This is a genomic window from Kitasatospora sp. NPDC036755 (genome assembly GCF_040636595.1).
Lineage (GTDB): Bacteria > Actinomycetota > Actinomycetes > Streptomycetales > Streptomycetaceae > Kitasatospora.
Window position 1 is genome coordinate 1 of sequence record NZ_JBEZUT010000074.1, and the last position, 22,842, is coordinate 22,842.

Sequence of the window (22,842 nt, forward strand, 5' to 3'; positions counted from 1 at the left end):
CTCCAGTACCGCGCCGTCCGGACCCTGGCCCGGCTGCTCCCGCCCGACGCGCGATGAGCCGCGGCGAGGACGGCACCGGTGCCATACGCCCCGACGGGCCGTCATCGTTCGCGCCCGGCCGACACGTCAGGGTGAACGGTCGGTCCGATGATCAGCCGTGCGTAACCGACGGCCCGCACCGCTCGTTGGCCAGCGTGCAAGCCCCCACCAGGCGTACGGTCAAGTCGAATTGCGGCCTATCACCCGATGGAGTGGCTTTGGCCAGCCGGGGCAACCGTCCGGCAGGCCGGGGTGTCGACAACGACGAAGGGAGGTGTGGCCCGTGACGGCAAACGTGCTTGAGCACCGGCGGGCGAAGGCCTTCGCCGAGGCGCTGGAGGCCCACCAGGCGGAGCAACGCGCTGCGGCCAACGCCGAATCGGACAACGCCGCTGCCACCGGCGGCGGTTCGGCCGCGATGGCCGGACTGGTCGGTCTGACCGACGCGCTGGGGGCGCTGCCCGGGCCGGCGTTGGACCGGGAGGTCCACACGGTCCAACGCGCCCAGCTGATGGCCGCGTTCGAGCAGGCCTTCGCCGGCGGGACGGGCACCGCGGTGCCCCGCCAGCGCCGCCATCGGGTGATCCGGACCGCGCCTCGCGGCCGCTGGAGCCGCCGGTTCGCGATCGGCGGACTGGTCGCCGGGCTCGCCGTCGGCAGCCTGGCCGGCGCCGCCGCGGCCAGCTCCAACGCCGTTCCCGGGGACACGCTGTACGGCCTCAAACGCGGCCGGGAAGGACTCCGGCTCGACTTCGCGGGCTCCGACTCCGAACGCGGCGAACTGCTCCTCGACAACGCGGCCACCCGGCTCGGCGAGGCCAAGGCCCTGGTCGGCCGCACCGGCCCGGCCGGCGCGCTCAGCCCGGCCACCGTCGAACAGGTCCGCCGCGCGCTGGACGACATGCACGCCGACGCCCTCAAGGGCCGCGACCTGCTGCGCTCGGTCTACCGCAGCAACGGCTCGCTGGACCCGATGCGGGCCCTGGCCGGCTTCGCCCACGACGAGGACGGCCGGTGGAGCGAGCTGCAGGGCAGGCTGCCCGTCCAGCTCACCCGCCAGGCCGACCTGGTGAACCGGCTCTTCGACGACATAAGCGAGGACGTCGCGCCCCTGCGCCTGGTCCTGCCCCCCGCCCAGAGCGGTGGCACGGCCGGCGACGGAGCGGGCGACGGCTCGTCCCACTCGACCGGCGGTTCCCCGGCCGGCTCCCCCGCGGCGGGCTCCGGCACCACGGCCGGCACCGCCCAGGGCCCGGGTTCCGGCGCCGCCGGCAACCGCCCCGGCGCCACCGAGCACGCCCCGGCCAACCCCGGCTCCGGCGCCTCGGTCGGCGGCAAGGGTGTCCTGCCGGACGGCCTGCCCAGCAGCGCCCCGGACGCCGTCAACGGCCTGGTCGGCGGCCTCACCAGCGGCCTCACCGGCACCAAGCCCTCGCCGAGCGCCGACGCGGCCCCGCCGCAGGCACCGCAGCAGTCCACCCCCGGCGCCCCGAACGCGGCCCAGCCGCAGGGCGTCGAGGTGCCCCCGCTGCTCCCGGACCTGCTTCCGGGGCTGCGCATCCTGGGCGGCTGACGACAGGACCGCGGTGGCCCGGGGGAGTGCGATATCCGCCGGGCCACCGCCGTACCCGGGCCCGTTCCCGTGCCGAAGGGTCCGGCGGGCGCCCGCCGGTTCGGCGGGGCACCGTCAGAAGAACACCGAACGCCGCTGCACCAGCAGCTGGTAGAGGGTGTGCTGGATGGTCTCGCGCACCTCGTCGGCCAGGTCGAAGACCAGCATCGGGTCGTCCGCCGCCTCCGCCGGGTAGGCGTCGGTGGCGATCGGCTCGCCGAAGCGGATCGTCCACTTGGTCGGCAGCGGCAGCACCCCGAGCGGGCCCAGCCACGGGAAGGTCGGGGTGACCGGCACGTACGGCAGGCCCAGCAGCCTGGCCAGCGTCTTCACGTTGCCGATCATCGGGTAGGTCTCCTCGGCCCCGACGATCGAGCAGGGGACGATCGGCACCCGCGCCCGCAGCGCCGAGGCGACGAAGCCGCCGCGGCCGAAGCGCTGGAGCTTGTAGCGCTCGGAGAACGGCTTGCCGATCCCCTTGAAGCCCTCCGGCCAGACCCCGACCACCTCGCCGCGCTCCAGCAGCGCCTGGGCGTCCTCGTTGCAGGCCAGGGTGTGGCCGGCCTTGCGGGCCAGCTCGTTGATGCCGGGCAGCACGAAGACCAGGTCGGCGGCGAGCATCCGCAGGTGCCGCCCGGCCGGGTGGTGGTCGTGGATGGCCACCTGGGTCATCAGGGCGTCCAGCGGGATCGTCCCGGAGTGGTTGGCGACGATCAGCGCGCCGCCCTCCGCCGGGATGTGCTCCACGCCCTGGACGTCGATCCGGAAGTACTTCTCGGCCAGCGGGCGCAGCAGCGAGAGCAGCACCTCCTCGGTGAGCTCCCGGTCGAAGCCGAACTCGTCCACCTCGTAGTCGCCGGTCACCCGGCGGCGCAGGAAGGCCAGCCGCTCGGCGGCGCGGCCCTCCCAGCCCTTGCCGAACAGCCGGGTGGCGGCCGGGCCGAGCGGCCCGGACAGCGCCCCGCCGACGGCCTCCGCGAGCCGGTCGGCCAGTTTCGGCCCCTCCGGTGAGGTCCAGCTGGGGGCCGACTCGATCGGGATGACCTTGGCCTCGCCCGGCGCGTTCTCGGCTGCGGCACTCATCGCGGGTTCAGCTCCTCGGTCGGCTGGGGAGGTTCGGTACGGCGGGCGGCCCGGCGTCCGGCCCGGCGGGCGCGGCGCCTTCCGGGCCGAGCAGGGCGGTCAGCCGGTCGGTGACGGCGGCCAGCCGCCCGGGCGGCAGCAGGCCCGGTCCGCGGGCGGCGGCGAAGTCGGCGAAGGCCTCCGGGGTGCCGAACGCCGGACGGTAGCCGAAGGTGTCGCGCAGCCGCGTGGTGTCCACCACCCGGCCGTGGGTGAGCAGCCGCAGCTGCTCGGGCGAGACGTCCACCAGCCGGGTCTGCCGGGCCAGCACGGCCATCCAGCTGACCGCGGGCAACAGCAGCGGCAGGGTAGGGCGGCCGAGCCGGCGGGCGCACTGGGAGAGCAGCAGGACGCCCTCCCCCGCCACGTTGAAGGTCCCGGTGTTGACGGTGCCCGGCGCGGGCTCGTCGGCGGCCCGGCAGAGCACCGCGACGGCGTCGTCCTCGTGCACGAACTGCAGCCGCGGGTCGTAGCCGAGGACGGTCGGCAGCACGGGCAGGGCGAAGTACTCGCTGAGCGGGGTGTCCGCGTCCGGGCCGACGATGTTGGCGAAGCGCAGCACCGTCACCGCGACGTCCGGGCGGCGCCGGGCGAAGCCGCGCACGTAGCCCTCGACCTCCGCGGCGTCCTTGGCGAAGCCGCCGCCGGGCGGGTCCTTGGGCTGCATCCGCTCGCTGAACACCGCCGGGTCGCGGGGTGCGGAGCCGTAGACGCCGGTGGTGGACTTCACCACCAGCCGGCGCACCCCGGGGGCCTTCTGGCAGGCGCCGAGCAGTTGCATGGTGCCGATCACGTTGGACTCCTTCACCGCGGAGCGGTTGGTGGAGCCCAGGCCGGTGGCGCTGACGCTGAGGTGCACCACGGTGTCCACCCGGTGCTCGGCCAGCACCCGGGAGAGCGCCGGACGGCGCAGGTCGAGCTGGTGGAAGCGGTACGGGGCGGCCGGGCCGGCCGGCTCCTCGGGCGGCAGCCGGGGCGGCTGCACGTCCACGCCGACCACCAGGTCCACGCCCGGCCGGCGGCGGACCTCGGCGGCGAAACGGGCACCGAGATGGCGTGCCACGCCGGTGACGAGCACGACCACGCCCACGGTGCTGCCCCCATTCCCCGGCCCGGACGGCCTGCGTGCACCGTACCGCGCCGCCCCACCGGGCCGTGAAACGACACCGCCCGCCCAGGCCACGAGGACCAGGACGGGCGGTGGAAGCGCTGGGCGCGCTAGGCGCGGCCGGGGCCGCTTACTTCTTGTTGCGACGCTGAACGCGAGTCCGCTTCAGAAGCTTGCGGTGCTTCTTCTTGGCCATACGCTTGCGACGCTTCTTGATGACAGAGCCCACGGAACAACCCTCGCTCACTGAGACTCTCGCCCGTGAGAGACGGAGTCCATACGACTGACGTGAGGGCCTAGCCTACCTTCCGCTTGCCCGGGGCTGTAAATCGCGCCCCTCGCAACCGGAGAACTCGGGGGAAATCCCCGGCGAACGGGTGCGGGGCCCACCGGTGTGGACCCCGCGCCCGCGCGCCGCCGCTACGCGCTCTCGAGCCGCACGTAGGACTCCTTGAGGTACTCGTGCACCGCCTGCTGGGGCACCCGGAAGGACCGTCCGACCCGGATGGCCGGCAGCTCTCCGCTGTGCACCAGCCGGTACACCGTCATCTTGGACACCCGCATGACCGCGGCGACCTCCGCCACGGTCAGGAAGACGACTTCCTGAAGGGGGCGCTCGACGGAACTCATGACCATCACCCGACCCTTACCCGTGTGCAAGGCACCGGCTTCCCCTCCGGTGACTCCACCGGCACACGTGTATCCCCAGAGTAGTTATGGGTGGTACCAGTGGGAAGAGGGGAAGTGCAGTCCTCGTACGGTGAGAGATAGGACTGTTGCAGTACGTAGCCGCTCGGCGGATGGCACCGCCCGGCGTACGCACCCCCCGGCCTGGGCGGGTGCGGGGCGGCGGGTTCAGGCCAGCAGCCCGTGCAGCGGGAAGACGGCCCGGCGGGTGGCGAGGATGGCCTGATCGAGTCGGTCGGCCGGATCGTAACCCGAGTCGAAGTCGCGCCAGGCCGGGCGGGCGCCGTCGGTCATCCGCAGCGGGGCGGGGCGGCGGGTGCGGCGGTAGACCTCGGCGCGCCAGGACTCGGGGGTCTCGGTGGCCGGGTCGACGGGCCGGGCGGCGGCGGTGGCGACCAGGTGGGTCCAGGTGCGCGGGACGACGTCCACCACCGCGTAGCCGCCCCCGCCGGTGGCCACCCAGCGGCCGCCGGCGTACTGGTGGGCGAGGTCGTGCAGCGCCTCGGCGACCAGCCGCTGGGCGTCCACGGTGACGGCGAGGTGGGCGAGCGGGTCCTCCAGGTGGGTGTCGGCGCCGTGCTGTGTCACCAGGACCTGCGGCCGGAACGCGTCGAGCAGTTCGGGCACCACCGCGTGGAAGGCGCGCAGCCAGCCCGCGTCGCCGGTGCCCGCGGGCAGCGGCAGGTTGGCGGCGGAGCCGGGGGCGTCCTCGCCGCCGGTCTCGATCGTCCAACCGCTCTGCGGGAAGAGCGTGGCGGGGTGCTCGTGCAGCGAGACGGTGAGCACCCGGGGGTCGTTCCAGAAGGCCGCCTGGACGCCGTCGCCGTGGTGGACGTCCACGTCGACGTAGGCGACCCGCTCGGCGCCGAGCTCCAGCAGCCGGGCGATGGCGAGCGCCGGGTCGTTGTAGACGCAGAAGCCGGAGGCCTTGCCGGGCATCGCGTGGTGCAGCCCGCCGGTGAAGTTGACGGCGTGCGGGGTCTCGCCGCGCCAGACCGCCTCGGCGGCGGCCACGGACTGGCCGGCGATCAGCGCGGAGGCCGAGTGGATCGCGGGGAAGGACCAGTTGTCGTCGGTGCCGAGTCCGTGCAGCGGGTCGGAGCGCTCGGGGTGGGCGGCCGCGTTCCGGACCGCCTCGACGTACTCCCGGGTGTGCACCAGCCGGAGCGTGGACTCACCGGCGGGCGGCGCGGAGCGGACGGTCACCCCGGGGCCGGCGTTCAGGCCGAGGGCCTCGACCAGGCGCATGGTGAGGGCCAGCCGGGTCGGGTCCATCGGGTGGCCGGGGCCGAAGTCGTAGGCGGTGACGGCCTCGTCCCAGAAGAGGTGCAGGCCGCAGGGGGTGTCACGCTCGGCTTCGGGCATGGCCTCCACCGTAGCGGGTGGCGGCGGCCGGACCGCGGTCAGGGCGCGCCGGGGCGGCGGCCGCGGGGGCGGGACGGGGGGCGGGTGCGGGGCGGGACCACGGAAGTTGTGGGGCATCTGTGGAGACAAGTGCCGACGCGGTACAGACAAACGCTTTGCGACTCCATATCCTCTCCGCCATGAAGCCATTCAGCGTGCAACGCCTTGGGGTAATTCTCGCTGCAATACTGGGATTTGGCGTCTTCTTTGCCGCCCAGCCGGCCTCCGCCGCGGTCAGCGGCACCGCCTTCGCGGTCGACAAGTCGACGGCCAAGCCGGGAGACCAGCTGACCCTGACGCTCTCCCTCACCAACAGTGAGGCCAGCCCGATCTACTTCGCCTACGAGGCCGTCCAGCCGACCTGGCCGGCCAACACCCAGGCCGGAGCGTTCTCCATCGTCGGCTGCACCGGCGACACCTCCGACTGCGTGACCAACGGGAACAGCGCCAACTTCCACTTCAACGCGCCGATCGCGCCCGGGGCGACGAAGACCGTCACGCTCACCGTCAAGATCACCGACACTCCCGGGTGGGGCGCCGGGCCGTACACCCTGAACTGGGCGCCGTACGTCTACTACGAGTTCGGCCAGGTCGGCGGCGTCACCACGGCCAAGGACCAGACCTTCACCTTCGGGGTGCCCGAGCTCCAGACCGTGATCAGCTGACCCCCGTCCCGTCGACCGCCCCCGCCGTCACCCGACGGCGGGGGTCCGGCGGTTCCGGTCGAGGATGGCGTGAAGAGGACGCGCGCCGGGCCTTCACGGCTTCCTATCCTCTCCGCCATGAAGCCCCTCAGCGTGCAACGCCTCGGAGCAATTCTCGCCGCAGTACTGGCACTTGGCGCGATATTCGGCGCGAATCCGGCCTCCGCCGCCGTCCGCGACGACGGCCCGATCACCGGTTTCTCGGCCTCCGTCGACAAGAAGACGGCGGCGCCGGGCGACGATCTGACCCTGACCCTCTCCCTCACCAACACCGAGACCATCCCCATCGTCTTCGCGTACGAGTACATCGAGCCGAACTGGCCGACCAGCTCGTACCGCAACGCGTTCGCCATCACCGGCTGCGGCGGGGACCAAACGGACTGCACGGTCGCCCCGAGCGGCGACTTCGTCTCCTTCCATCCCACGGCGCCGATCCCGCCGGGCGCCACCCGCACCGTCACGGCCACCGTCCGGATCGTCTCCCCCCTGCCCTGGTCCGTGCCGCTCAGGCTGAACTGGACCCCGTACGCCTACGCCGAGTACGGCTACCCGGCCGTCATGACCAAGAGCGGCCCCCACCTCAACGGCACGCCCGAGCTGGAGACCGTGATCAGCTGACCCCCGCCCCGTCGACCGCCCCCGCCGTCACCCGACGGCGGGGGCCGCCGTTCGCGTCGGCGCCGGAGAGAAGCGGTCCGCCAGCGGCAGGACGGCGAGCACCAGCAGCATCGGGGCGAGCAGCGCCCAGCGGTACGAACTCGCGTCGGCGATCGCCCCGACCAGCGGCGAACCGACCAGGAAACCCACGTAGTTGAAGAGGTTGAGCCGGGCCACCGCGGCGTCCGAGTCCGCCGGGAAGAGCCGGCCGCCGGCCGCGAACACCTGCGGGATGATCGCGCAGATGCCGAAGCCCAGCACGGTGAAGCCGGCGATGCCCGCCCAGGCGGCGGGCGCGACCGCGGCCGCCGCGAAGCCGAGCGCGGCCAGCGCGGCCCCGAAGCGGACCACCGGGACGGCCCCGAAGCGCTGCACCGCGCGGTCGCCCAGGGCCCGGCCGAGCAGCATGGCCACCATGTAGCCGAGGTAGGAGAGCTTGGCGAGGTCCTCCCGGCTGCCCAGCCCGTCGGTGAGGTACTTGACGCTGTAGTTGGAGACCGAGGCGTCCGCGATGTACGCGAAGGCCATCGCCAGGCAGAGCGGCAGCAGCGGACGCCAGGGCACGGACCGGGCCGCGGCCGCGGCGGCCTCCCGTACGGCGTCGCCGAGTTCGGCCGGCCCGGCGAAGAACCTGCCGGTCAGCACGGCGAGCGGGGCGACCACCGCGGCGGCCGTGCCGAACAGCACCGGCAGCCCGAGGTCGTAGTGCGAGCCGAGGCCGGCCAGGGCCGCGCCGAGGATGCCGCCGAGGCTGAACGCGGCGTGGAAGCCGATCATGATCGAGCGGCCGTAGCGGTGCTGGAGCCCCACCCCGAGCATGTTCATACTGGCGTCCAGCGCCCCCACCAGCAGCCCGAACGCGCCGAGCGCCAGGGCGAGTTGCCACAGCGCGTCGCCCAGCCCGGCGGCCGCCAGGGCGAGACAGACGGCGGGCTGGACCACCCGCAGCACGGCCCGCGCGCCGGTGCGCTTCACCAGCCGCTCGGAGACGATCGAGCCGACCCCGGCCAGCACCGGCACGGCGGCCAGGAAGACCGGCAGCAGCCCGTCGCTCAACCCGTACCGGTGCTGGATCTCCGGGATGCAGGTGACCAGCAGGGCGAAGACGGTGCCCTGGAGCAGGAAGCTGACGGCGAGTGCGGCCCGCCCGGCGCGCAGACCGGGCGGGACGGTGGGGGGTGCGGCGCTCAAGCGGACCTCCGGACGACCTCGCTACCGACCGGTAGAACGATGTTGGCGAGAGCGTAGGGGCTGCGCCGCGATTGCGGGAGGGGTCGCGCAAGGACTTCCGCGCGGGCTACTTCCCGCCGGAGGCCAGCTCCCGGGAGCGGTCCCGGGCCGCCTCCAGGGCTCCGAGCAGCGCGGCCCGCACCCCGTGGTTCTCCAGCTCGCGGATCGCCGCGATGGTGGTACCGGCCGGGGAGGTGACCGCCTCGCGCAGCTTCACCGGGTGCTCGCCGGAGTCGCGCAGCATCACCGAGGCGCCGATCGCGGACTGCACGATCAGGTCGTGCGCCACCTGCCGGGGCAGCCCGAGCAGGATGCCGGCGTCGGTCATCGCCTCCACCAGGAAGTAGAAGTAGGCCGGCCCCGAGCCGGACAGCGCGGTGGCCGCGTCCTGCTGGGCCTCGGGCAGCCGCAGCGCCTTGCCGACCGAGCTGAAGATCTCCTCGGCGCGCACCAGGTGCTCCTCCCCCGCGTGCGAGCCGGCCGAGATGACGCTCATCCCCTCGTCCACCAGCACCGGGGTGTTGGGCATCACCCGGACCACCGGGGTGCCCGCCGCGAGCCGCTCCTCGAACCAGGCCGTGGGGACGCCGGCCGCGGCCGAGATCACCAGCCGGTCGGCGCCGACGTGCGGGGCCAGCTCCTCCAGCAGGGTGCCCATGTCCTGCGGCTTCACCGCCAGGATCAGGGTGTCGGCGAGCTTGGCGGCCTCCGCGTTGGAGACGGCCACCACGCCGTAGCGGGCGGCGAGTTCGACCGCGCGCTCGGGGCGGCGGGCGGTCACCAGGACATCGGCCGGGTCCTTGCCGGCCCGCAGCAGACCGGAGAGCAGGGCCTCGCCGATCTTGCCCGTGCCCAGGAAGGCGATCTTCTGTCCGTGCGCTGCGCTGCTGCCCATGGTCCGCTCCTTGCCTCGGTACTGCGGCCATCCTCGCACCGCCCGGGGCGGGGCGCGGGGACCGTCCGCTCCGTGGTCCGCGCCTGGCGCGGAGGAGCCCGCCCCCGGACGGCGGCGGACTCCGGGCCGGGGCCCGAACGGGATCCGGGCCGAGCCAGAACGGGATCCGGGCCGAGCCCGAACGGATACCGACCCGGACCCGAACGACCCGGACCCGAACGACCCGCCCCCTAGGGAGAAAACTCGGGGGTTTCCCCTATGGCCTCCGAGCTCCGGCGGGAGCACCGTGGAGCCATGGCACACGACGAAATGTCCCGACGTGAGAACCGGCAACTCGCCGTCGCCTCGGCGACCGTGGGCCCGTGGCGGACCGCCGCGGGGGTCGGTGCGGTGGTGGGGGCGACGGCCCTGGGGATCGGCGCGATCTCCGGGGACTGGTCGCTGAGCATGCTGGCCTCACCGGCCGGCTGGGGCCTGTTCTTCTTCTTCCTGGTCGGGACCGTCGGCGGCCACCTGCGGCGCGACACCTCCGAGCGGCGGCTGCGGCGCTGGGCCAACGAGCACCCCTGGCAGGCGGCGCTCCCGGCGGCCGGCGGGCTGTTCGCGCTGAACACGCTGGCCCAGCTCTTCCTCGGCGACGCGGGCCTGTTCGAGGCCCTCTTCATCTCGCTGCTGCCGGCCGGCCTGCTGCTGGCGGTCGCCGGGGTGGTCGGCTCGGTCAAGCAGGCCCGCGAGAAGGGCTGAAACCGGCCGCGGGACGGGCGGTTCGGACGGACGGGCGGTTCGAACGGGCGGTTCGGGCGGTTCGGGCGGTTCGGGCGGACGGCAGTCTTCCGAACGAACCCGGCCGAACCGGAACCCGCCCCGCACGAATTCACCACGTGGTGTGCCCCCGATCGACGCATCGTCACCCCCCGTCGTCATACTGGCGCGATGCCGATAGCCGAAGATCCGGAACCGCGCCCCGCCGGGGGCGACGAGCCGGACGGGTCCGACCCGTCCGGGGCGGGACGGAAGGACCCGTTCGCCGACCTCGTCCTGGACGAGGAGTTCGTCCGCCGAGCCACCGTCAAGGAACAGAGCGGGCGCACCCGCATGCTGTCCGCCCGGTGGAAGCACACCCCGCCGGTCGATCCCGGCGGCCGCCGCTCGGTCAACGACGGCCCGGCGCCCAAGCGCCGGTTCGGCCGCAAGCCGAAGCCCACCGCGCTCGGCCCGTGGGGCGACCCGCGGCCGCGGCGCCGCCTGGAGTGGCGCACGCCGCTCTTCGTCGTGCTGACCGTCGCCGTGCTGCTCGCGGTGCTGAACATCGACGGGCTGCGCGACTGGTACTCGATCAACTACGGCCCGGGCTCCACGGCCGCCCGCCCGCCGGTGCCCACCGCCGCCCCGGAGACCGCCCGGCCGACCACCGCCCCGCCGGCCACCCGCGACGACCAGCCGACCGTCGACCACCCCTGGAAGGGCTCCCCCGCCGAGGGCTGGCTCACCGGCGCCGCCGGCATCGGGCTGCCGGACGCGCACGCCGTCGGGGTGTTCGACGAGAACCAGGTCGCGGCCAAGCTGAAGCTGGTCAAGGACTTCCTGGTCGCCTCGAACCTCGACCCCGAGGTGACCGCCGGAGGCCGTCCCGAGGCCGCGCTCGCCCTGCTGGACCGCGAGGCGCAGACGAAGCCGGCCAAGGCCCTCGCCACCCCGACCGACGAACTCGAACCGACCTCGTGGTTCTCCCGCTTCGACCGGCGCGACGCGATCCCGGTCGGCGACGTGGTCAAGGTGAAGGGGTGGATGAGCTTCGACAGCGACGGCGAGCGCGGAGTGGTGGTCCACACGGACTACACCTTCGTCTACGCGCTGCGCCCCGGGCCCGAGGCCGGGAAGGCCGCCGCCACCCCGCCCGGTTCACCGCCCGCGGCCCCGGCCGCCCCCGCCGGCGGCGGCGTCGCCAAGCCCGTGAGCCTGCGGATCAGCCCCGCCGAGGACGTCGCGGGAGACACCTGGACGGCCCGGACCATCGTGCGCCGGGTCTCCGACTACCGCTTCTACGACCCGGGCAAGTACCGCGCCAACCCCGAGAAGATCAACATCAGCAAGACCAACGCGAGCTTCGGCAACAGCTCGTGCGTCATCCACGACGGCTTCTTCCACCCGAACTTCCGGCAGTTCGACCAGCCCCACCCCGAGGTGACCGGGCCGACCGTCGACCCCTACGACCAGAGCAAGGAGCTGGGCACCGACCAGGGGTGCGAGGCCACCAGCCGCAGCTGACCGCCGTCAGCGCTTGCGCTTGCCCCGGCTCGGCGCCTTGGCGTCGGGCCGGCGGCTGCGGCTCGCCTGGCGCTTCTCGTGCTGGGCGACGGCCCGCTCGTAGGCGGCCCGCCGGACCGCCTCGCCCGGGGCCTCGACCAGGCTGCGGGCGAAGTAGGCGAGCAGCGAACCGGCCCCGCCGATCAGCCAGACCGCGCCGAGCGACTTGTCCTCGGCCATCCAGCCGGTCAGCTGGTCCTTGCCCTCGGTGAGCACCTTCCAGGTGCGCCGCACGGCCATCATCGAACAGACCGCGATGGCGGCGGTCAGCAGCCCGTTCAGGAAGCCCCCGCCGTCGGAGAGCGCGACGCCCTCCACGCCGAAGCGCAGCAGCAGCACCGCGGCGGCGGCCGCGACCAGGGCACCGGCCGACACGGCGACCCGCCGCGGCCAGTAGCCGTTGTCCCGGTTCAGCCAGCTGGTGCCGAACCAGCGGATCGGCTCCGGCTCGGGGGCGCCGGCGGGGGTGGGGGCGGGGGTGGGGGGCTGCTCGCTCACGCCGTCGATTATCACCCGACCGCCGTACACGGCGAAGGAGCCGTCCCGGCCGGTGGGACGGCTCCTCCTCGTTCCGTGCGGGCCCGGCCCCGTTCCCGTACGGGGCCGGCGCCGTTCCCGTGCGGGCCCGGTGTCACGCCGTACGGGCCCGGCGTCGCGCCGGGCGGGGGTCAGCCGAGCTTGGACACGTCGCGGACGGCGCCCTTGTCGGCGGAGGTGGCCATCGCGGCGTAGGCGCGCAGGGCCTGGCTGACCTGGCGGTCGCGGTTCCTCGGCCGGTAGCCGCCTGCGGCCTCCAGGGCGCGGCGGCGCTCGGCCAGGACCTCGTCCGGGACCTCCAGGGAGATCCGGCGGCCGGGGATGTCGATGGCGATGGTGTCGCCGTCCTCGACCAGCGCGATGGTGCCGCCGGAGGCCGCCTCCGGGGAGGCGTGGCCGATGGACAGGCCCGAGGTGCCGCCGGAGAAGCGGCCGTCGGTGACCAGCGCGCAGGCCTTGCCCAGGCCCCGGCCCTTGAGGAAGGACGTCGGGTAGAGCATCTCCTGCATGCCCGGGCCGCCCTTGGGGCCCTCGTAGCGGATGACGACGACGTCGCCCTCCTTGACCCGCTTGGCGAGGATCGCCTCGACCGCGTCCTCCTGGGACTCGACCACGACGGCCGGGCCGCTGAAGGTCCAGATCGACTCGTCCACGCCGGCGGTCTTCACGATGCAGCCGTCCTCGGCGAGGTTGCCGTACAGCACGGCCAGGCCGCCCTCCACCGAGTAGGCGTGCTCGACGCTGCGGATGCAGCCGCCGGCGGCATCGGTGTCCAGCGACTCCCAGCGCTCGGACTGCGAGAAGGCCTCGGCGGAGCGGACGCAGCCGGGGGCCGCGTGCCACAGCTCGACCGCCTCGGCGGACGGCGAACCGCCGCGCACGTCCCAGGTCTTGAGCCACTCGGCGAGCGAGTCGGCGTGCACGGTGTGGACGTCCTCGTTGAGCAGCCCGCCCCGGTACAGCTCGCCGAGGATGGCCGGGATGCCGCCGGCCCGGTGCACGTCCTCCATGTAGTACGAGCCGTTCGGCGCGACCTTGGACAGGCAGGGCACCCTGCGCGAGACGGCGTCGATGGCCCGCATGTCGAAGTCCAGCTCGGCCTCCTGGGCGGCGGCGAGCAGGTGCAGGATGGTGTTGGTCGAGCCGCCCATGGCGATGTCCAGGGCCATGGCGTTCTCGAAGGCGGCCCGGGTGGCGATCGCCCGGGGCAGCACGGAGTGGTCGTCCTGCCCGTAGTGGCGGTCGGCGATCTCGACCACGGTCCGCCCGGCCCGCTCGTACAGAGCCCTGCGGGCGGTGTGGGTGGCGAGCACCGAGCCGTTGCCCGGCAGCGAGAGGCCGATCGCCTCGGTCAGGCAGTTCATCGAGTTGGCGGTGAACATGCCGGAGCACGAGCCGCAGGTGGGGCAGGCGTTCTCCTCGATGATCGCGATGTCCTCGTCGGAGACGTTCTCGTTCACCGCCTGGGAGATCGCGTCGACCAGGTCGAGCTTGCGCACGGTGCCGTCGACCAGGGTGGCCTTGCCGGCCTCCATGGGGCCGCCGGAGACGAAGACGGTCGGGATGTTCAGGCGCAGCGCCGCCATCAGCATGCCCGGGGTGATCTTGTCGCAGTTGGAGATGCAGATCAGGGCGTCGGCGCAGTGCGCGTTGACCATGTACTCGACCGAGTCGGCGATCAGGTCGCGCGAGGGCAGCGAGTAGAGCATGCCGCCGTGGCCCATCGCGATGCCGTCGTCCACGGCGATGGTGTTGAACTCGCGCGGGATGCCGCCCGCCTGCTTGATCGCCTCGGAGACGATCCGGCCGACCGGCTGCAGGTGGGTGTGGCCGGGGACGAACTCGGTGAAGGAGTTGGCGACCGCGATGATCGGCTTGCCGAAGTCCTCGCGGGCTACGCCGGCCGCCCGGAGAAGCGCCCGGGCGCCTGCCATGTTGCGACCGTGGGTGACCGTACGGGACCTCAGCTCGGGCACTGTGCTCCACTCCTTCGGGGCTCTCGCGGGCACCCCGCTGGTGGGAGGGTACGGGGGCCGCCGTGGGTACCGAGCCTACGCCCGCCGTCCGGCGGGCGGACGGCCCGTCCGCGATGCGGGCAGGCGGCGGGCGGCCCGGGGCGGTCCCGTTCGGCGGGCCCGTTCGGCGGCCCGGTCAGTGACGCGATCAGTGGCCGGTCGGCGGCCCCGGTCAGCCGGGCTTGACGGCCACGGTGAGGTCGACGGTGAACGGCTCGACCACGTCGCCGTCCGGGAACACCGCGAACAGCGCCTCCCGTTCGGCGGCCAGCACCGGCGCCCGCTCCTCCGGGCTGAGCGAGGCCAGGTAGGAGCGGGAGGTCAGGTCCGTGATCACGTGGTCGACGGTGACCCGCCGCGCCCAGTGCAGCGACGTCCGCTGGACCGCGAGGCCGGCCGGGGCGAAGTGGCCGACGTGGCCGCCGACCCCGCCGTAGCCGTGGTAGCGGTCGGGGAGGGCGGCGGCCATCCGCTCGCTCCTGGCCCGGACCCAGGGCACCGTCTCGTCGTACACGTTCCACCAGGCGGCGACGGCACCGCCCGGCCGCAGCACCCGGACCGCCTCGGGAACGGACTTCTCGGGATACGTCCAGTGGAAGGCCTGGGCGTAGGTGACCAGGTCGGCGGAGTCGTCGTGGAAGGGCAGGTCGTCACCGGTGCCCCGGACCAGCGGCAGGTCGGGCGAGGAGAGCAGGAAGCGGGCGGCCATGCCCGGGCTGGGCTCGACGGCGACCACCCGCGCGCCCCGCGCGGCCAGCAGCCGGGTCGCGATGCCGGTACCGGCGCCGACGTCCAGGACCCGGGCACCGTCGAGGCCGCGGCCCCAGAGCCGCTCCAGCGCGTCGAACAGCGCGTCCGGGTAACCGGGCCGCCCCCGCTCGTACTCGGCGGCGACCCCGCCGAAGCTCGCGGCGGCCTCACGGTAGTTCCGACCCTCCGTCATGCGTCCCCCTCCGTAAGGAAGTTCGTGCCCGGCCGGGCACCCGGCGACTCAGCGTACGCGCGACGGGGTGGCCAGGTGCAAGCGCGTGAAGGCGAGGGCCTCGGCCAGGTCGGCCTCACGTTCGGCGGGGGAGGACGAGCGGCGGGTGTTGACCTCCAGCACCACGTGGCCGTCGAAACCGGTGCGGGCCAGGTGCTCCAGCAGCTCGGCGCAGGGCTGCTTGCCGCGGCCGGGGATCAGGTGCTCGTCCTTGCCGGAGCCGCTGCCGTCGGCCAGGTGGACGTGGGCCAGCCGGTCGCCCATCCGCTCGACCATGGCGAAGGTGTCGATCCGGGAGGTGGCGGCGTGCGAGAGGTCGATGGTGAAGTGCCGGTACTCCTCGTCGGTGACGTCCCAGCCCGGTGCGTACGCGAGCATCTCACGGTCGCGGTAACGCCACGGGTACATGTTCTCGACGGCGAAGCGGACGTCCGTCTCGCCCGCCATCCGGCCGATGCCCTCGACGAACTCCCGGGCGTACTGGCGCTGCCAGCGGAACGGCGGGTGGACGACGACGGCGCTCGCGCCGAGCTTCTCGGCCGCCGCCCGGGCCCGGACCAGCTTCGTCCACGGGTCGGTGGTCCACACCCGCTGGGTGATCAGCAGGCAGGGCGCGTGCACGGCCAGGATCGGCATCCGGTGGGCGTCGGAGAGCCGGCGCAGGGCCTCGATGTCCTGGCTGACCGGGTCGTTCCAGACCATCACCTCGACCCCGTCGTAACCGAGCTTGGCGGCCAGCTCGAAGGCGACGGCGGTGCTCGCCGGGTACACCGAGGCGGTGGACAGCACCACCTTGGTGTCGGGGATGTGCAGGGCCGGGTGCCGGGGCAGCACCAGCCGGTCGGTGGTGCGCAGCAGCGGCGGGCGGGCCGCGTCGCGCTTGGCGGCCTTGACCGAGCGGACGGACTGGACGGCGGCTTTGGCGGCGCCGGCGGCCCGGGCGGTGCGGGTCTCCTTCGGGGCGGTCCGCTTCGCGGGGGCCTTCTTGGGGGCGGCCTTCTTCGCGGCGGGACTCTTCGGGGACGGCTTCCCGGCGGCGGTCTTCTTCGCCGCGGTCGTCTTGGCGGCGGCCGTCTTGGCGGCGGCCGACTTCGCGGCAGCCGTCCTCGCGGTGCGCTGGGCGGCCTTGACGGCCTTCGCGGCCTGCTTGGCGGCCTGGGCGGCGGTGGCGCCCGTGACCGCCTTGCCGAGGCGGCGGCGCGGGCCGTCCGGCCGCGACTGCCCGTTCCCGGGAGTGCGGTCCTCCTGCGTTCCGTCCTCGCCCGCTGCTTGCACCACGGGAGACAGCGTAAGCGGAGCACGCGGCGAACGGGGCTGGACGACCGGCGCAGTGACCATCGGCACGTTGTCCCGGGGAGGGCGCCCGGCGGGTCGGTCGGGGGCGGGCCGGTCCGCGGAGGGGAGTCCGGCGGGCGGGCCTCCCGCTGGTGTCCCCGGTACGGGTGCGCGCCCCGCCTACGGAGTGAGCGCCGGGCGGCGACGGTCGGCGGAGCCGTCCATGGCGTCCAGACGGCGCAGGATGATGCCCTCGCGCAGCGCCCACGGACAGACGTCCAGTTCCTCCAGACCGAACAGGTCCATCGCGGCGTCGGCGACCAGCGCGCCCGCCAGCAGCTGCTTGGCCCGCCCCTCCGAGACACCGGGGATCCGGGCGCGCTCGGCGACGGTCATCGCGGACAGCCGCGGCAGCCAGGAGGCCAGCCCGCCGCGGGTGAGCCGACGATCGGCGTACGGGCCGGCGTCGGCGGGGGCGGCACCGGTCATCCGGGCCAGCTGCTTGAAGGTCTTGGAAGTGGCGACCGCGTGCCGCGGCGGGCCGAGCCGGGTGATCTCACCGACCACGGTGGCGAGCTCGGCCCGGATGTGGCGTCTCAGCTCGCGCAGCCCCTCCGGGTCGGCGACGTCCCCCGGCAGCCAGCGGGCGGTCAGCCGGCCGGCGCCCAGCGGCAGCGAACAGGCGACGTCCGGCTGTTCGTCCGGACCGCAGGCGATCTCCAGCGAGCCCCCGCCGATGTCCAGGTTGAGCAGCCGGCCCGAGGACCAGCCGAACCAGCGGCGGACGGCCAGGAAGGTCAGCCGGGCCTCGTCCTGCCCGGACAGCACACGCAGCTCGACGCCGGTCTCGGCGGCCACCCGGCGCAGCACCTCCTCGCCGTTGGCGGCCTCGCGCACGGCGGAGGTGGCGAACGGGAGGATGTCGACGACGCCCTTGTCCTCGGCGACCCGCAGCGAGGAGGCGACGTGGCCGACCAGCCGCTCGACCCCGGCCTCGCTTATCGCGCCGTCCCCGTCCAGCAGCTCGGCCAGGCGCAGCTCGGCCTTGTGGGAGTAAGCGGGCAGCGGGGCAGCGCCCGGATGAGCGTCCACCACGAGGAAGTGGACCGTGTTGGAACCTACGTCGAGCACACCGAGTCGCATAACTCTCCACGCTACGCGATCCGGGCCCTGACGAGAGGGGGTGCGGCGGTATTCGTGCTGGTCCGGGGGCGGTCCGTCCCCCACGGGGCGCCCAGGGCGGCGAGGCCCCGCTCCAGGGCGGTGGCGGCCTTCGCCGGGTCGCCGCCGAGCTTCTCGAACTCCCGGCCCTCTCCGCGCAGTTCCCGCGGCTTGAGGACGGGCTCCCCGCCCGCGCGGTCGGACGCCCCGGTGCTGCCGGCTGCCATCCCCGTACCTCCCCGCACCTCTCCGTAGCGGACCCGGCACCGACCAGGCACCGACCCGGCACGGGTCGGCACGGGTCGGCACGGATCCGGTAGCGACTCGGCGCTTGTTCCACGGCGGCCGGCGGCCGGTCCCACGGCGGCCCCGTCGCGGACCGGCCGCCACCCGGGCACGCCCCGGGGCCCGCCCGCAGCGCCCGACGGCCCCCTTCACCCCGCCTCCACCCGGGCGGCTCCACCCGCCACGGGCTCCACCGCCGGTCCCGCCACCGCGCCGCCGCCACCGAAAGCTCTACCCTTGCCGGGTGGCACCAGCAGAAACGTCCAAGAAGAAGGCCAAGGCGAAGCCGAAGGCCTCCCCCGCCCCCGTCGACCTCGCGATGCCGACCCTGCGCCGCGAGATCCCGCGCGACGAGGTCCCGCTCGACTTCCCCCGCGCCTGGGTCGAGTTCGCCGACCCCGCCGACGACGAGCAGGTCTTCCGCTGCGACCTGACCTGGCTGACCTCCCGCTGGTCCTGCGTCTTCGGCCAGGGCTGCCACGGCATCCGCGAGGGCCGCGGCGAGTCGGACGGCTGCTGCACGCTCGGCGCGCACTTCTCGGACGAGGACGACGAGAAGCGCGTCCTGGGGCACGCGGCCCGGCTGACCCCCGAGCTGTGGGAGAACTTCGCCGAGGGCACCGACGCCAAGGGCCGGATCACCTCCGACGGCGGCGTCACCATGCTGGACGAGGACGGCGACCGCCAGACCCGCCGGGTCGGCGGCGCCTGCATCTTCGTGAACAGCCCGGACTTCGCGGGCGGCGCCGGCTGCGCCCTGCACGCGCTCGCCCTCAAGGAGGGCCGCGAGCCGCTGGAGACCAAGCCGGACGTGTGCTGGCAGCTGCCGATCCGCCGCACCTACGACTGGATCGACCGCCCCGACGACACCCGCTACCTCCAGGTGTCGATCGGCGAGTACGACCGCCGGGGCTGGGGCCCGGGCGGCCACGACCTGCACTGGTGGTGCACCGGCGCCCCGGCGGCCCACCAGGGCGCGGAGCCGGTGTACGTCAGCTACCGCCCGGAGCTCACCGAGCTGATGGGCAGGGCGGGGTACGAGGTGCTGGCGCGGCTGTGCGAGGAGCGGATCGCGACCAAGGGCGACCGCAAGATGGCCCCGCACCCAGCGGACCCGGCCAAGAAGTCCAAGGCCAAGTGACGCACCGGACCGGGTGACGCACCGGACCGGGTGACGCACCGGACCGGGCGGCCCGTCGGACGGGCGCCCGGTCCCGACCGGGCCGACCGGTGCCCGCCGCACCGGGCGGCCTACTTGTCGATGTCCCCGACCACGAAGAACATCGACCCCAGGATCGCCACCATGTCCGCGACCAGCGTCCCCGGCAGCAGCTCGGTCAGCACCTGGACGTTGTTGAAGGACGCCGAGCGCAGCTTGAGCCGCCACGGCGTCTTGTCGCCGCGCGAGACCAGGTAGTAGCCGTTGACCCCGAGCGGGTTCTCAGTCCACGCGTAGGTGCTGCCCTCGGGCGCCTTGAGCACCTTGGGCAGCCGCTGGTTGACCGGGCCGGGCGGCAGCGCGGCGAGCTTGTCGAGGCAGGCGTCGGCGAGGTCCAGCGAGTTGAGGGTCTGCTCCAGCAGGCACTCGAAGCGGGCCAGGCAGTCGCCCTCCTCGCGGGTGACGACGGTGAGCACCTGCCGCAGTTCCTCGGAGCCGTACGCCAGGTAGGGGTCGTCGCGGCGCAGGTCGAGGTCGAGGCCGCTGGCCCGGGCGATGGGGCCGCTGACGCCGTACGCCTGGGCCTGCGCGCGGGTGAGGACGCCGACGCCGGCGGTGCGGGCGCGGAAGATCTCGTTGCCGAGGACGAGGTCCTCGAAGACGGGCAGTTGCGAGCGCACGGTGGCGACGGCGGTGCGGACCCGGCCGAGCCAGCCGGCCGGCAGGTCCTCCTTGAGGCCGCCGACCCGGTTGAACATGTAGTGCATCCGGCCGCCGGAGGCCTCCTCCAGCACGTGCTGGAGGTCCTCGCGGCCGTTGAAGGCGTGGAAGACCGGGGTGATCCCGCCGAGTTCCAGGGGGTACGAGCCGAGGAACATCAGGTGGTTGAGCACCCGGTTGAGTTCGGCGAGCAGGGTGCGGATCCACACCGCCCGCTCGGGGACCTCCATGCCGAGCATCCGCTCGACGGCCGTGACGACGCCGAGTTCGTTGGAGAAGGCGGAGAGCCAGTCGTGCCGGTTGGCCAGCATGATGATCTGCCGGTAGTCCCGGGCTTCGAACAGCTTCTCCGCGCCCCGGTGCATGTAGCCGATCACCGGCTCGGCGCTCACGATGCGCTCGCCGTCGAGCAGCATCCGCAGCCGCAGCACGCCGTGGGTGGCCGGGTGCTGCGGGCCGATGTTGAGCACCATGTCGGTGGTGCCCGCCGCGCCGGTGAAGTTCTCGGCTCCCGCCCCGATGCCGACCGTGGTCTCCCTCATGCCCCCAGAGTCTGCCATCCCGCCAGGCCCGCCAAGCTCACCGGTTCCGTCATGCGGACGGCCTGCACCAGCCACCCGAAGGCGCCCAGTCCGCCCGGGTCGGTCAGCTCGGCACCCTCCCCGGCGGCGCTCAGCGCCCGCAGGTAGCCGGCCGGGTCGCTGCCGGCCAGCGTGAGCGGCGGGCGCCCGCCGCTCACGCCGAGCGCCCGCAGCGCCTCCCGCTGCGTCGTCCACAGGCTGTGGAGACCGGGCACGGCGGCGGAGTCCAGCGCGACGTGGGCGGTGACGTCGCAGGAGCCGTCCGGCACCGGGGACACCTCCCGGCCGTCCCGGAAGCCGGCGTAGGTGCCGAACGGCGGGCGCCGCCCGGCGGTGTGCCCGTAGTCGACGGCGACGGCCAGGCCGCGCTCCAGCCCGGCCACGGCCCGCGCCCAGGCGGCGTCCCGGGGGCCGCCGAACTCCACCGCCTCGCCGGGCTCCGCGACCGGCCACCAGCGCTCGGCCCAGGCCGCGTCGGCCGCCGAGACCGGCTCGCCGAGCCGGGTGTCGCCGGTCGCGGTGTCCACCTCGACGTAGCGCAGCACCCCGTCCTCGTCCACCTCCCCGGCGTCCAGCGGGACGTTGTCCAGCCACTCGTTGGCGAACAGCAGCCCGGTCACCCCTCGCGGCGGCTCGTCCGTCCACAGGGCTGTGGACGGCAGACCGTCCGGCCGCCCGGCGATCTCCACGCCGTACGGGCGCAGCCGCGCCAGCACCGGCGCGGGCAGCTCGGCCAGGACACCGGTGAGCAGTTCGCCCCGCCCGGCCCCGACGTCGACCAGGGCCAGCTCCTCCGGACGGCCGAGGGCCTCGTCAACCTCCAGGAGCAGCCGGGCCACCGCACGGGCGAACCTCGGCGAGGCGTGCACGGAGGTGCGGAAGTGCCCGGCCGGGCCCTCCGGCCTGCGGTAGAACCCCCGCCCCGGTTCGTACAGGGCCTGTTCCATGGCGGGTGCCCACCGCGTCCAAGTCATGGGAGGCGACGCTACCGGGCCGGGGGCGGGCCCTCCCCATCGGAGCGGGTGCTTCTCCGACCTACGGAGTAGGACGGATCGCCCTACCGGCGGACCTGGGCACGCCAAGCGACTGCCTACGCTGGACACGTGCATCGACTCAACGCCTGGCTCCGCCGTCACCCCATGGTGGTCGACGCCGCATGGGCGGCGATCGTGCTCTTCTTCGGACTGATCCCGAACGAGGCCGCCCTCGACGAGGGCTGGCGCTTCGACGTCTCGATCGCGGTCGCCGTGGTGCTGCCGCTGCTGATGGTCTTCCGGCGGCGCTACCCCGACCTCACGGTGGCCACCGCCGCCGGCATCGGCGTCGGCCAGGTGGCCGTGAACGTGGCCCCCGGCTTCTCCTCGATCGCCTACCTGGTCTTCGCCTACACCGGCGCCGCCTTCGGCCGGAAGTGGACCTCCCGGCTGGCCCTGGCGGCCGGCCTGGCCGCCGGGCCGCTGGTGTTCTGGCAGATGAAACCGGTGAAGACGGTCTTCGACCGGGCCGGCGACGCCCACACCCGCCCCTACGGCTTCGGCGAGGCGGCGCTGATCACGCTGCTGATGAGCACGCCGTTCATCCTCTGCTGGGCCTGGGGCCGGCTGACCAGGGTGCGCCGCGCCTACCTGACCGAGCTGGAGGACCGCGCCGCCCGGCTGGAACGCGAGCGGGACGCCCAGTCCAAGGTGGCGGTCGCCGCCGAGCGGGCCCGGATCGCCCGCGAGCTGCACGACGTGGTCGCGCACAACGTCTCGGTGATGATCGTCCAGGCCGACGGCGCCGCGTACGTCATGGACAACTCCCCGCAGCAGGCGAAGGAGGCGCTCGGCACCATCGCCTCCACCGGCCGCCAGGCGCTGGTCGAGATGCGCCGCCTGCTGGGCGTGCTGCGCACCTCCGACACCAAGGCCGAGGAGTACGTTCCGCAGCCGGGCGTCGAGGAGCTGCCGGAGCTGCTGGAGCAGGTCCGCACGGCCGGACTCGACGTGGACTACGCCACCTCCGGGCAGCCGCGCGAGCTGCCGCGCGGCGTCGAGCTGACCGTCTACCGGATCGTCCAGGAGGCGCTCACCAACGTCCGCAAGCACGGCGGCCCCGACGCGCACGCCCGGGTCGCGGTGGACTTCGGCGAGCGCGAGCTGGCCGTCCTGGTGGAGGACGACGGCCGCGGCAGCACCGACGAGCACCTGACCGCCGGCGGCGCGGACGGCCTCGGCCACGGCCTGATCGGCATGCGCGAACGGGTCGGCATGGTCAGCGGCAGCCTCGACGTGGGCCCCCGCCCCGGCGGCGGCTTCCGGATCCGCGCCGTCCTGCCGCTCAAGGCGGCCCACTAGCCCCGTCCGTCGTCCACCCCCTCCAA

The 22,842-nt window shown here is 74.1% G+C and carries 22 protein-coding genes; 7 read left to right on the forward strand and 15 right to left on the reverse strand.

Features of this window, described 5'->3' with window-relative positions:
* The first annotated feature begins 322 nt into the window (after positions 1 to 322).
* A complete protein-coding gene (locus tag AB0E96_RS13910; protein WP_359822616.1) occupies positions 323 to 1,612 on the forward strand; it encodes a DUF5667 domain-containing protein in 1,290 nt (429 codons plus the stop codon).
* Between the two features lie 114 nt (positions 1,613 to 1,726).
* Here the strand turns inward: AB0E96_RS13910 and AB0E96_RS13915 are convergent, their stop codons facing one another.
* The 5 genes from AB0E96_RS13915 to AB0E96_RS13935 form a co-directional block, all read right to left on the reverse strand.
* Complete coding sequence (locus tag AB0E96_RS13915) at positions 1,727 to 2,734, reverse strand: lysophospholipid acyltransferase family protein (RefSeq protein WP_359822617.1); 1,008 nt, start codon at positions 2,732 to 2,734, stop codon at positions 1,727 to 1,729.
* A 7-nt stretch (positions 2,735 to 2,741) separates the two neighbouring features.
* Positions 2,742 to 3,863 (reverse strand): NAD-dependent epimerase/dehydratase family protein, encoded by a 1,122-nt coding sequence (locus AB0E96_RS13920; protein WP_359822620.1) that lies wholly within the window; start codon positions 3,861 to 3,863, stop codon positions 2,742 to 2,744.
* A 148-nt stretch (positions 3,864 to 4,011) separates the two neighbouring features.
* Positions 4,012 to 4,110, reverse strand: a complete 99-nt coding sequence (locus tag AB0E96_RS13925) for an AURKAIP1/COX24 domain-containing protein (protein ID WP_003948845.1) — start codon at positions 4,108 to 4,110, stop codon at positions 4,012 to 4,014.
* A 191-nt stretch (positions 4,111 to 4,301) separates the two neighbouring features.
* Positions 4,302 to 4,511: a helix-turn-helix domain-containing protein gene (locus tag AB0E96_RS13930; protein ID WP_045699258.1), complete on the reverse strand. Its 210-nt coding sequence runs from the start codon at positions 4,509 to 4,511 to the stop codon at positions 4,302 to 4,304.
* A 225-nt stretch (positions 4,512 to 4,736) separates the two neighbouring features.
* The gene (locus AB0E96_RS13935; protein WP_359822623.1) at positions 4,737 to 5,933 is read right to left on the reverse strand and encodes an acetoin utilization protein AcuC; all 1,197 of its coding nucleotides are present in this window, start codon (positions 5,931 to 5,933) and stop codon (positions 4,737 to 4,739) included.
* Between the two features lie 179 nt (positions 5,934 to 6,112).
* On the opposite strand from AB0E96_RS13935, the gene AB0E96_RS13940 reads away from it, so the two are divergent.
* Together AB0E96_RS13940 and AB0E96_RS13945 are read left to right on the forward strand one after the other, a co-directional pair.
* Positions 6,113 to 6,637 (forward strand): hypothetical protein, encoded by a 525-nt coding sequence (locus tag AB0E96_RS13940; protein ID WP_359822625.1) that lies wholly within the window; start codon positions 6,113 to 6,115, stop codon positions 6,635 to 6,637.
* A 117-nt stretch (positions 6,638 to 6,754) separates the two neighbouring features.
* Entirely contained in the window at positions 6,755 to 7,294 is a 540-nt protein-coding gene (locus tag AB0E96_RS13945) for a hypothetical protein (RefSeq protein WP_359822627.1), read from the forward strand.
* Between the two features lie 27 nt (positions 7,295 to 7,321).
* Here AB0E96_RS13945 and AB0E96_RS13950 read toward each other — a convergent pair whose 3' ends face one another.
* Together AB0E96_RS13950 and proC are read right to left on the reverse strand one after the other, a co-directional pair.
* On the reverse strand, positions 7,322 to 8,524 hold the full coding sequence (locus tag AB0E96_RS13950) for an MFS transporter (RefSeq protein ID WP_359822628.1): 1,203 nt from the start codon (positions 8,522 to 8,524) through the stop codon (positions 7,322 to 7,324).
* Between the two features lie 106 nt (positions 8,525 to 8,630).
* Entirely contained in the window at positions 8,631 to 9,458 is an 828-nt protein-coding gene (proC, locus tag AB0E96_RS13955) for a pyrroline-5-carboxylate reductase (RefSeq protein WP_359822630.1), read from the reverse strand.
* 294 nt (positions 9,459 to 9,752) lie between these two features.
* On the opposite strand from proC, the gene AB0E96_RS13960 reads away from it, so the two are divergent.
* Entirely contained in the window at positions 9,753 to 10,202 is a 450-nt protein-coding gene (locus AB0E96_RS13960; RefSeq protein WP_359822632.1) for a hypothetical protein, read from the forward strand.
* 189 nt (positions 10,203 to 10,391) lie between these two features.
* Positions 10,392 to 11,726, forward strand: coding sequence for a hypothetical protein (locus tag AB0E96_RS13965; RefSeq protein WP_359822635.1), 1,335 nt, complete (start codon positions 10,392 to 10,394; stop codon positions 11,724 to 11,726).
* A gap of 6 nt (positions 11,727 to 11,732) precedes the next feature.
* On the opposite strand, the gene AB0E96_RS13970 is transcribed toward AB0E96_RS13965, so the two are convergent.
* The 6 genes from AB0E96_RS13970 to AB0E96_RS13995 all read right to left on the reverse strand — a co-directional run bounded on the left by AB0E96_RS13970 (position 11,733) and on the right by AB0E96_RS13995 (position 17,962).
* The gene (locus AB0E96_RS13970) at positions 11,733 to 12,263 is read right to left on the reverse strand and encodes a hypothetical protein (RefSeq protein WP_359822637.1); all 531 of its coding nucleotides are present in this window, start codon (positions 12,261 to 12,263) and stop codon (positions 11,733 to 11,735) included.
* A 170-nt stretch (positions 12,264 to 12,433) separates the two neighbouring features.
* Positions 12,434 to 14,278 (reverse strand): dihydroxy-acid dehydratase, encoded by a 1,845-nt coding sequence (ilvD, locus tag AB0E96_RS13975; RefSeq protein ID WP_359822639.1) that lies wholly within the window; start codon positions 14,276 to 14,278, stop codon positions 12,434 to 12,436.
* Between the two features lie 211 nt (positions 14,279 to 14,489).
* Entirely contained in the window at positions 14,490 to 15,260 is a 771-nt protein-coding gene (locus tag AB0E96_RS13980) for a methyltransferase domain-containing protein (RefSeq protein WP_359822641.1), read from the reverse strand.
* A 48-nt stretch (positions 15,261 to 15,308) separates the two neighbouring features.
* Positions 15,309 to 16,112: a sugar phosphate isomerase/epimerase gene (locus AB0E96_RS13985; RefSeq protein ID WP_359822673.1), complete on the reverse strand. Its 804-nt coding sequence runs from the start codon at positions 16,110 to 16,112 to the stop codon at positions 15,309 to 15,311.
* Positions 16,113 to 16,754: 642 nt separating this feature from the next.
* Positions 16,755 to 17,717: a Ppx/GppA phosphatase family protein gene (locus tag AB0E96_RS13990; protein WP_359822643.1), complete on the reverse strand. Its 963-nt coding sequence runs from the start codon at positions 17,715 to 17,717 to the stop codon at positions 16,755 to 16,757.
* 11 nt (positions 17,718 to 17,728) lie between these two features.
* Positions 17,729 to 17,962, reverse strand: a complete 234-nt coding sequence (locus AB0E96_RS13995; RefSeq protein WP_359822644.1) for a hypothetical protein — start codon at positions 17,960 to 17,962, stop codon at positions 17,729 to 17,731.
* Positions 17,963 to 18,339: 377 nt separating this feature from the next.
* On the opposite strand from AB0E96_RS13995, the gene AB0E96_RS14000 reads away from it, so the two are divergent.
* Complete coding sequence (locus tag AB0E96_RS14000) at positions 18,340 to 19,161, forward strand: hypothetical protein (protein ID WP_359822675.1); 822 nt, start codon at positions 18,340 to 18,342, stop codon at positions 19,159 to 19,161.
* A gap of 110 nt (positions 19,162 to 19,271) precedes the next feature.
* Here AB0E96_RS14000 and AB0E96_RS14005 read toward each other — a convergent pair whose 3' ends face one another.
* A complete protein-coding gene (locus AB0E96_RS14005; RefSeq protein WP_359822646.1) occupies positions 19,272 to 20,441 on the reverse strand; it encodes an NADH-quinone oxidoreductase subunit D in 1,170 nt (389 codons plus the stop codon).
* Positions 20,438 to 21,454, reverse strand: a complete 1,017-nt coding sequence (locus tag AB0E96_RS14010) for an SAM-dependent methyltransferase (RefSeq protein ID WP_359822648.1) — start codon at positions 21,452 to 21,454, stop codon at positions 20,438 to 20,440. The genes AB0E96_RS14005 and AB0E96_RS14010 overlap by 4 nt, the downstream gene beginning before the upstream one ends.
* A gap of 129 nt (positions 21,455 to 21,583) precedes the next feature.
* Here AB0E96_RS14010 and AB0E96_RS14015 point away from each other — a divergent pair, with 129 nt between their 5' ends.
* A complete protein-coding gene (locus tag AB0E96_RS14015; RefSeq protein ID WP_359822651.1) occupies positions 21,584 to 22,816 on the forward strand; it encodes a sensor histidine kinase in 1,233 nt (410 codons plus the stop codon).
* Positions 22,817 to 22,842 lie beyond the last annotated feature (26 nt).

Coding starts and splice junctions, on each gene's coding strand:
- AB0E96_RS14000 (WP_359822675.1), top strand. CDS start 18,340: ATGCCGACCCTGCGCCGCGAGATCCCGCGCGACGAGGTCCCGCTCGAC.
- AB0E96_RS13965 (WP_359822635.1), top strand. CDS start 10,392: ATGCCGATAGCCGAAGATCCGGAACCGCGCCCCGCCGGGGGCGACGAG.
- AB0E96_RS13960 (WP_359822632.1), top strand. CDS start 9,753: ATGGCACACGACGAAATGTCCCGACGTGAGAACCGGCAACTCGCCGTC.
- AB0E96_RS14010 (WP_359822648.1), bottom strand. CDS start 21,454: ATGACTTGGACGCGGTGGGCACCCGCCATGGAACAGGCCCTGTACGAA.
- AB0E96_RS13930 (WP_045699258.1), bottom strand. CDS start 4,511: ATGAGTTCCGTCGAGCGCCCCCTTCAGGAAGTCGTCTTCCTGACCGTG.
- AB0E96_RS13995 (WP_359822644.1), bottom strand. CDS start 17,962: ATGGCAGCCGGCAGCACCGGGGCGTCCGACCGCGCGGGCGGGGAGCCC.
- AB0E96_RS13980 (WP_359822641.1), bottom strand. CDS start 15,260: ATGACGGAGGGTCGGAACTACCGTGAGGCCGCCGCGAGCTTCGGCGGG.
- AB0E96_RS13990 (WP_359822643.1), bottom strand. CDS start 17,717: ATGCGACTCGGTGTGCTCGACGTAGGTTCCAACACGGTCCACTTCCTC.
- AB0E96_RS13945 (WP_359822627.1), top strand. CDS start 6,755: ATGAAGCCCCTCAGCGTGCAACGCCTCGGAGCAATTCTCGCCGCAGTA.
- AB0E96_RS14005 (WP_359822646.1), bottom strand. CDS start 20,441: ATGAGGGAGACCACGGTCGGCATCGGGGCGGGAGCCGAGAACTTCACC.
- AB0E96_RS13940 (WP_359822625.1), top strand. CDS start 6,113: ATGAAGCCATTCAGCGTGCAACGCCTTGGGGTAATTCTCGCTGCAATA.
- AB0E96_RS13915 (WP_359822617.1), bottom strand. CDS start 2,734: ATGAGTGCCGCAGCCGAGAACGCGCCGGGCGAGGCCAAGGTCATCCCG.
- proC (WP_359822630.1), bottom strand. CDS start 9,458: ATGGGCAGCAGCGCAGCGCACGGACAGAAGATCGCCTTCCTGGGCACG.
- AB0E96_RS13935 (WP_359822623.1), bottom strand. CDS start 5,933: ATGCCCGAAGCCGAGCGTGACACCCCCTGCGGCCTGCACCTCTTCTGG.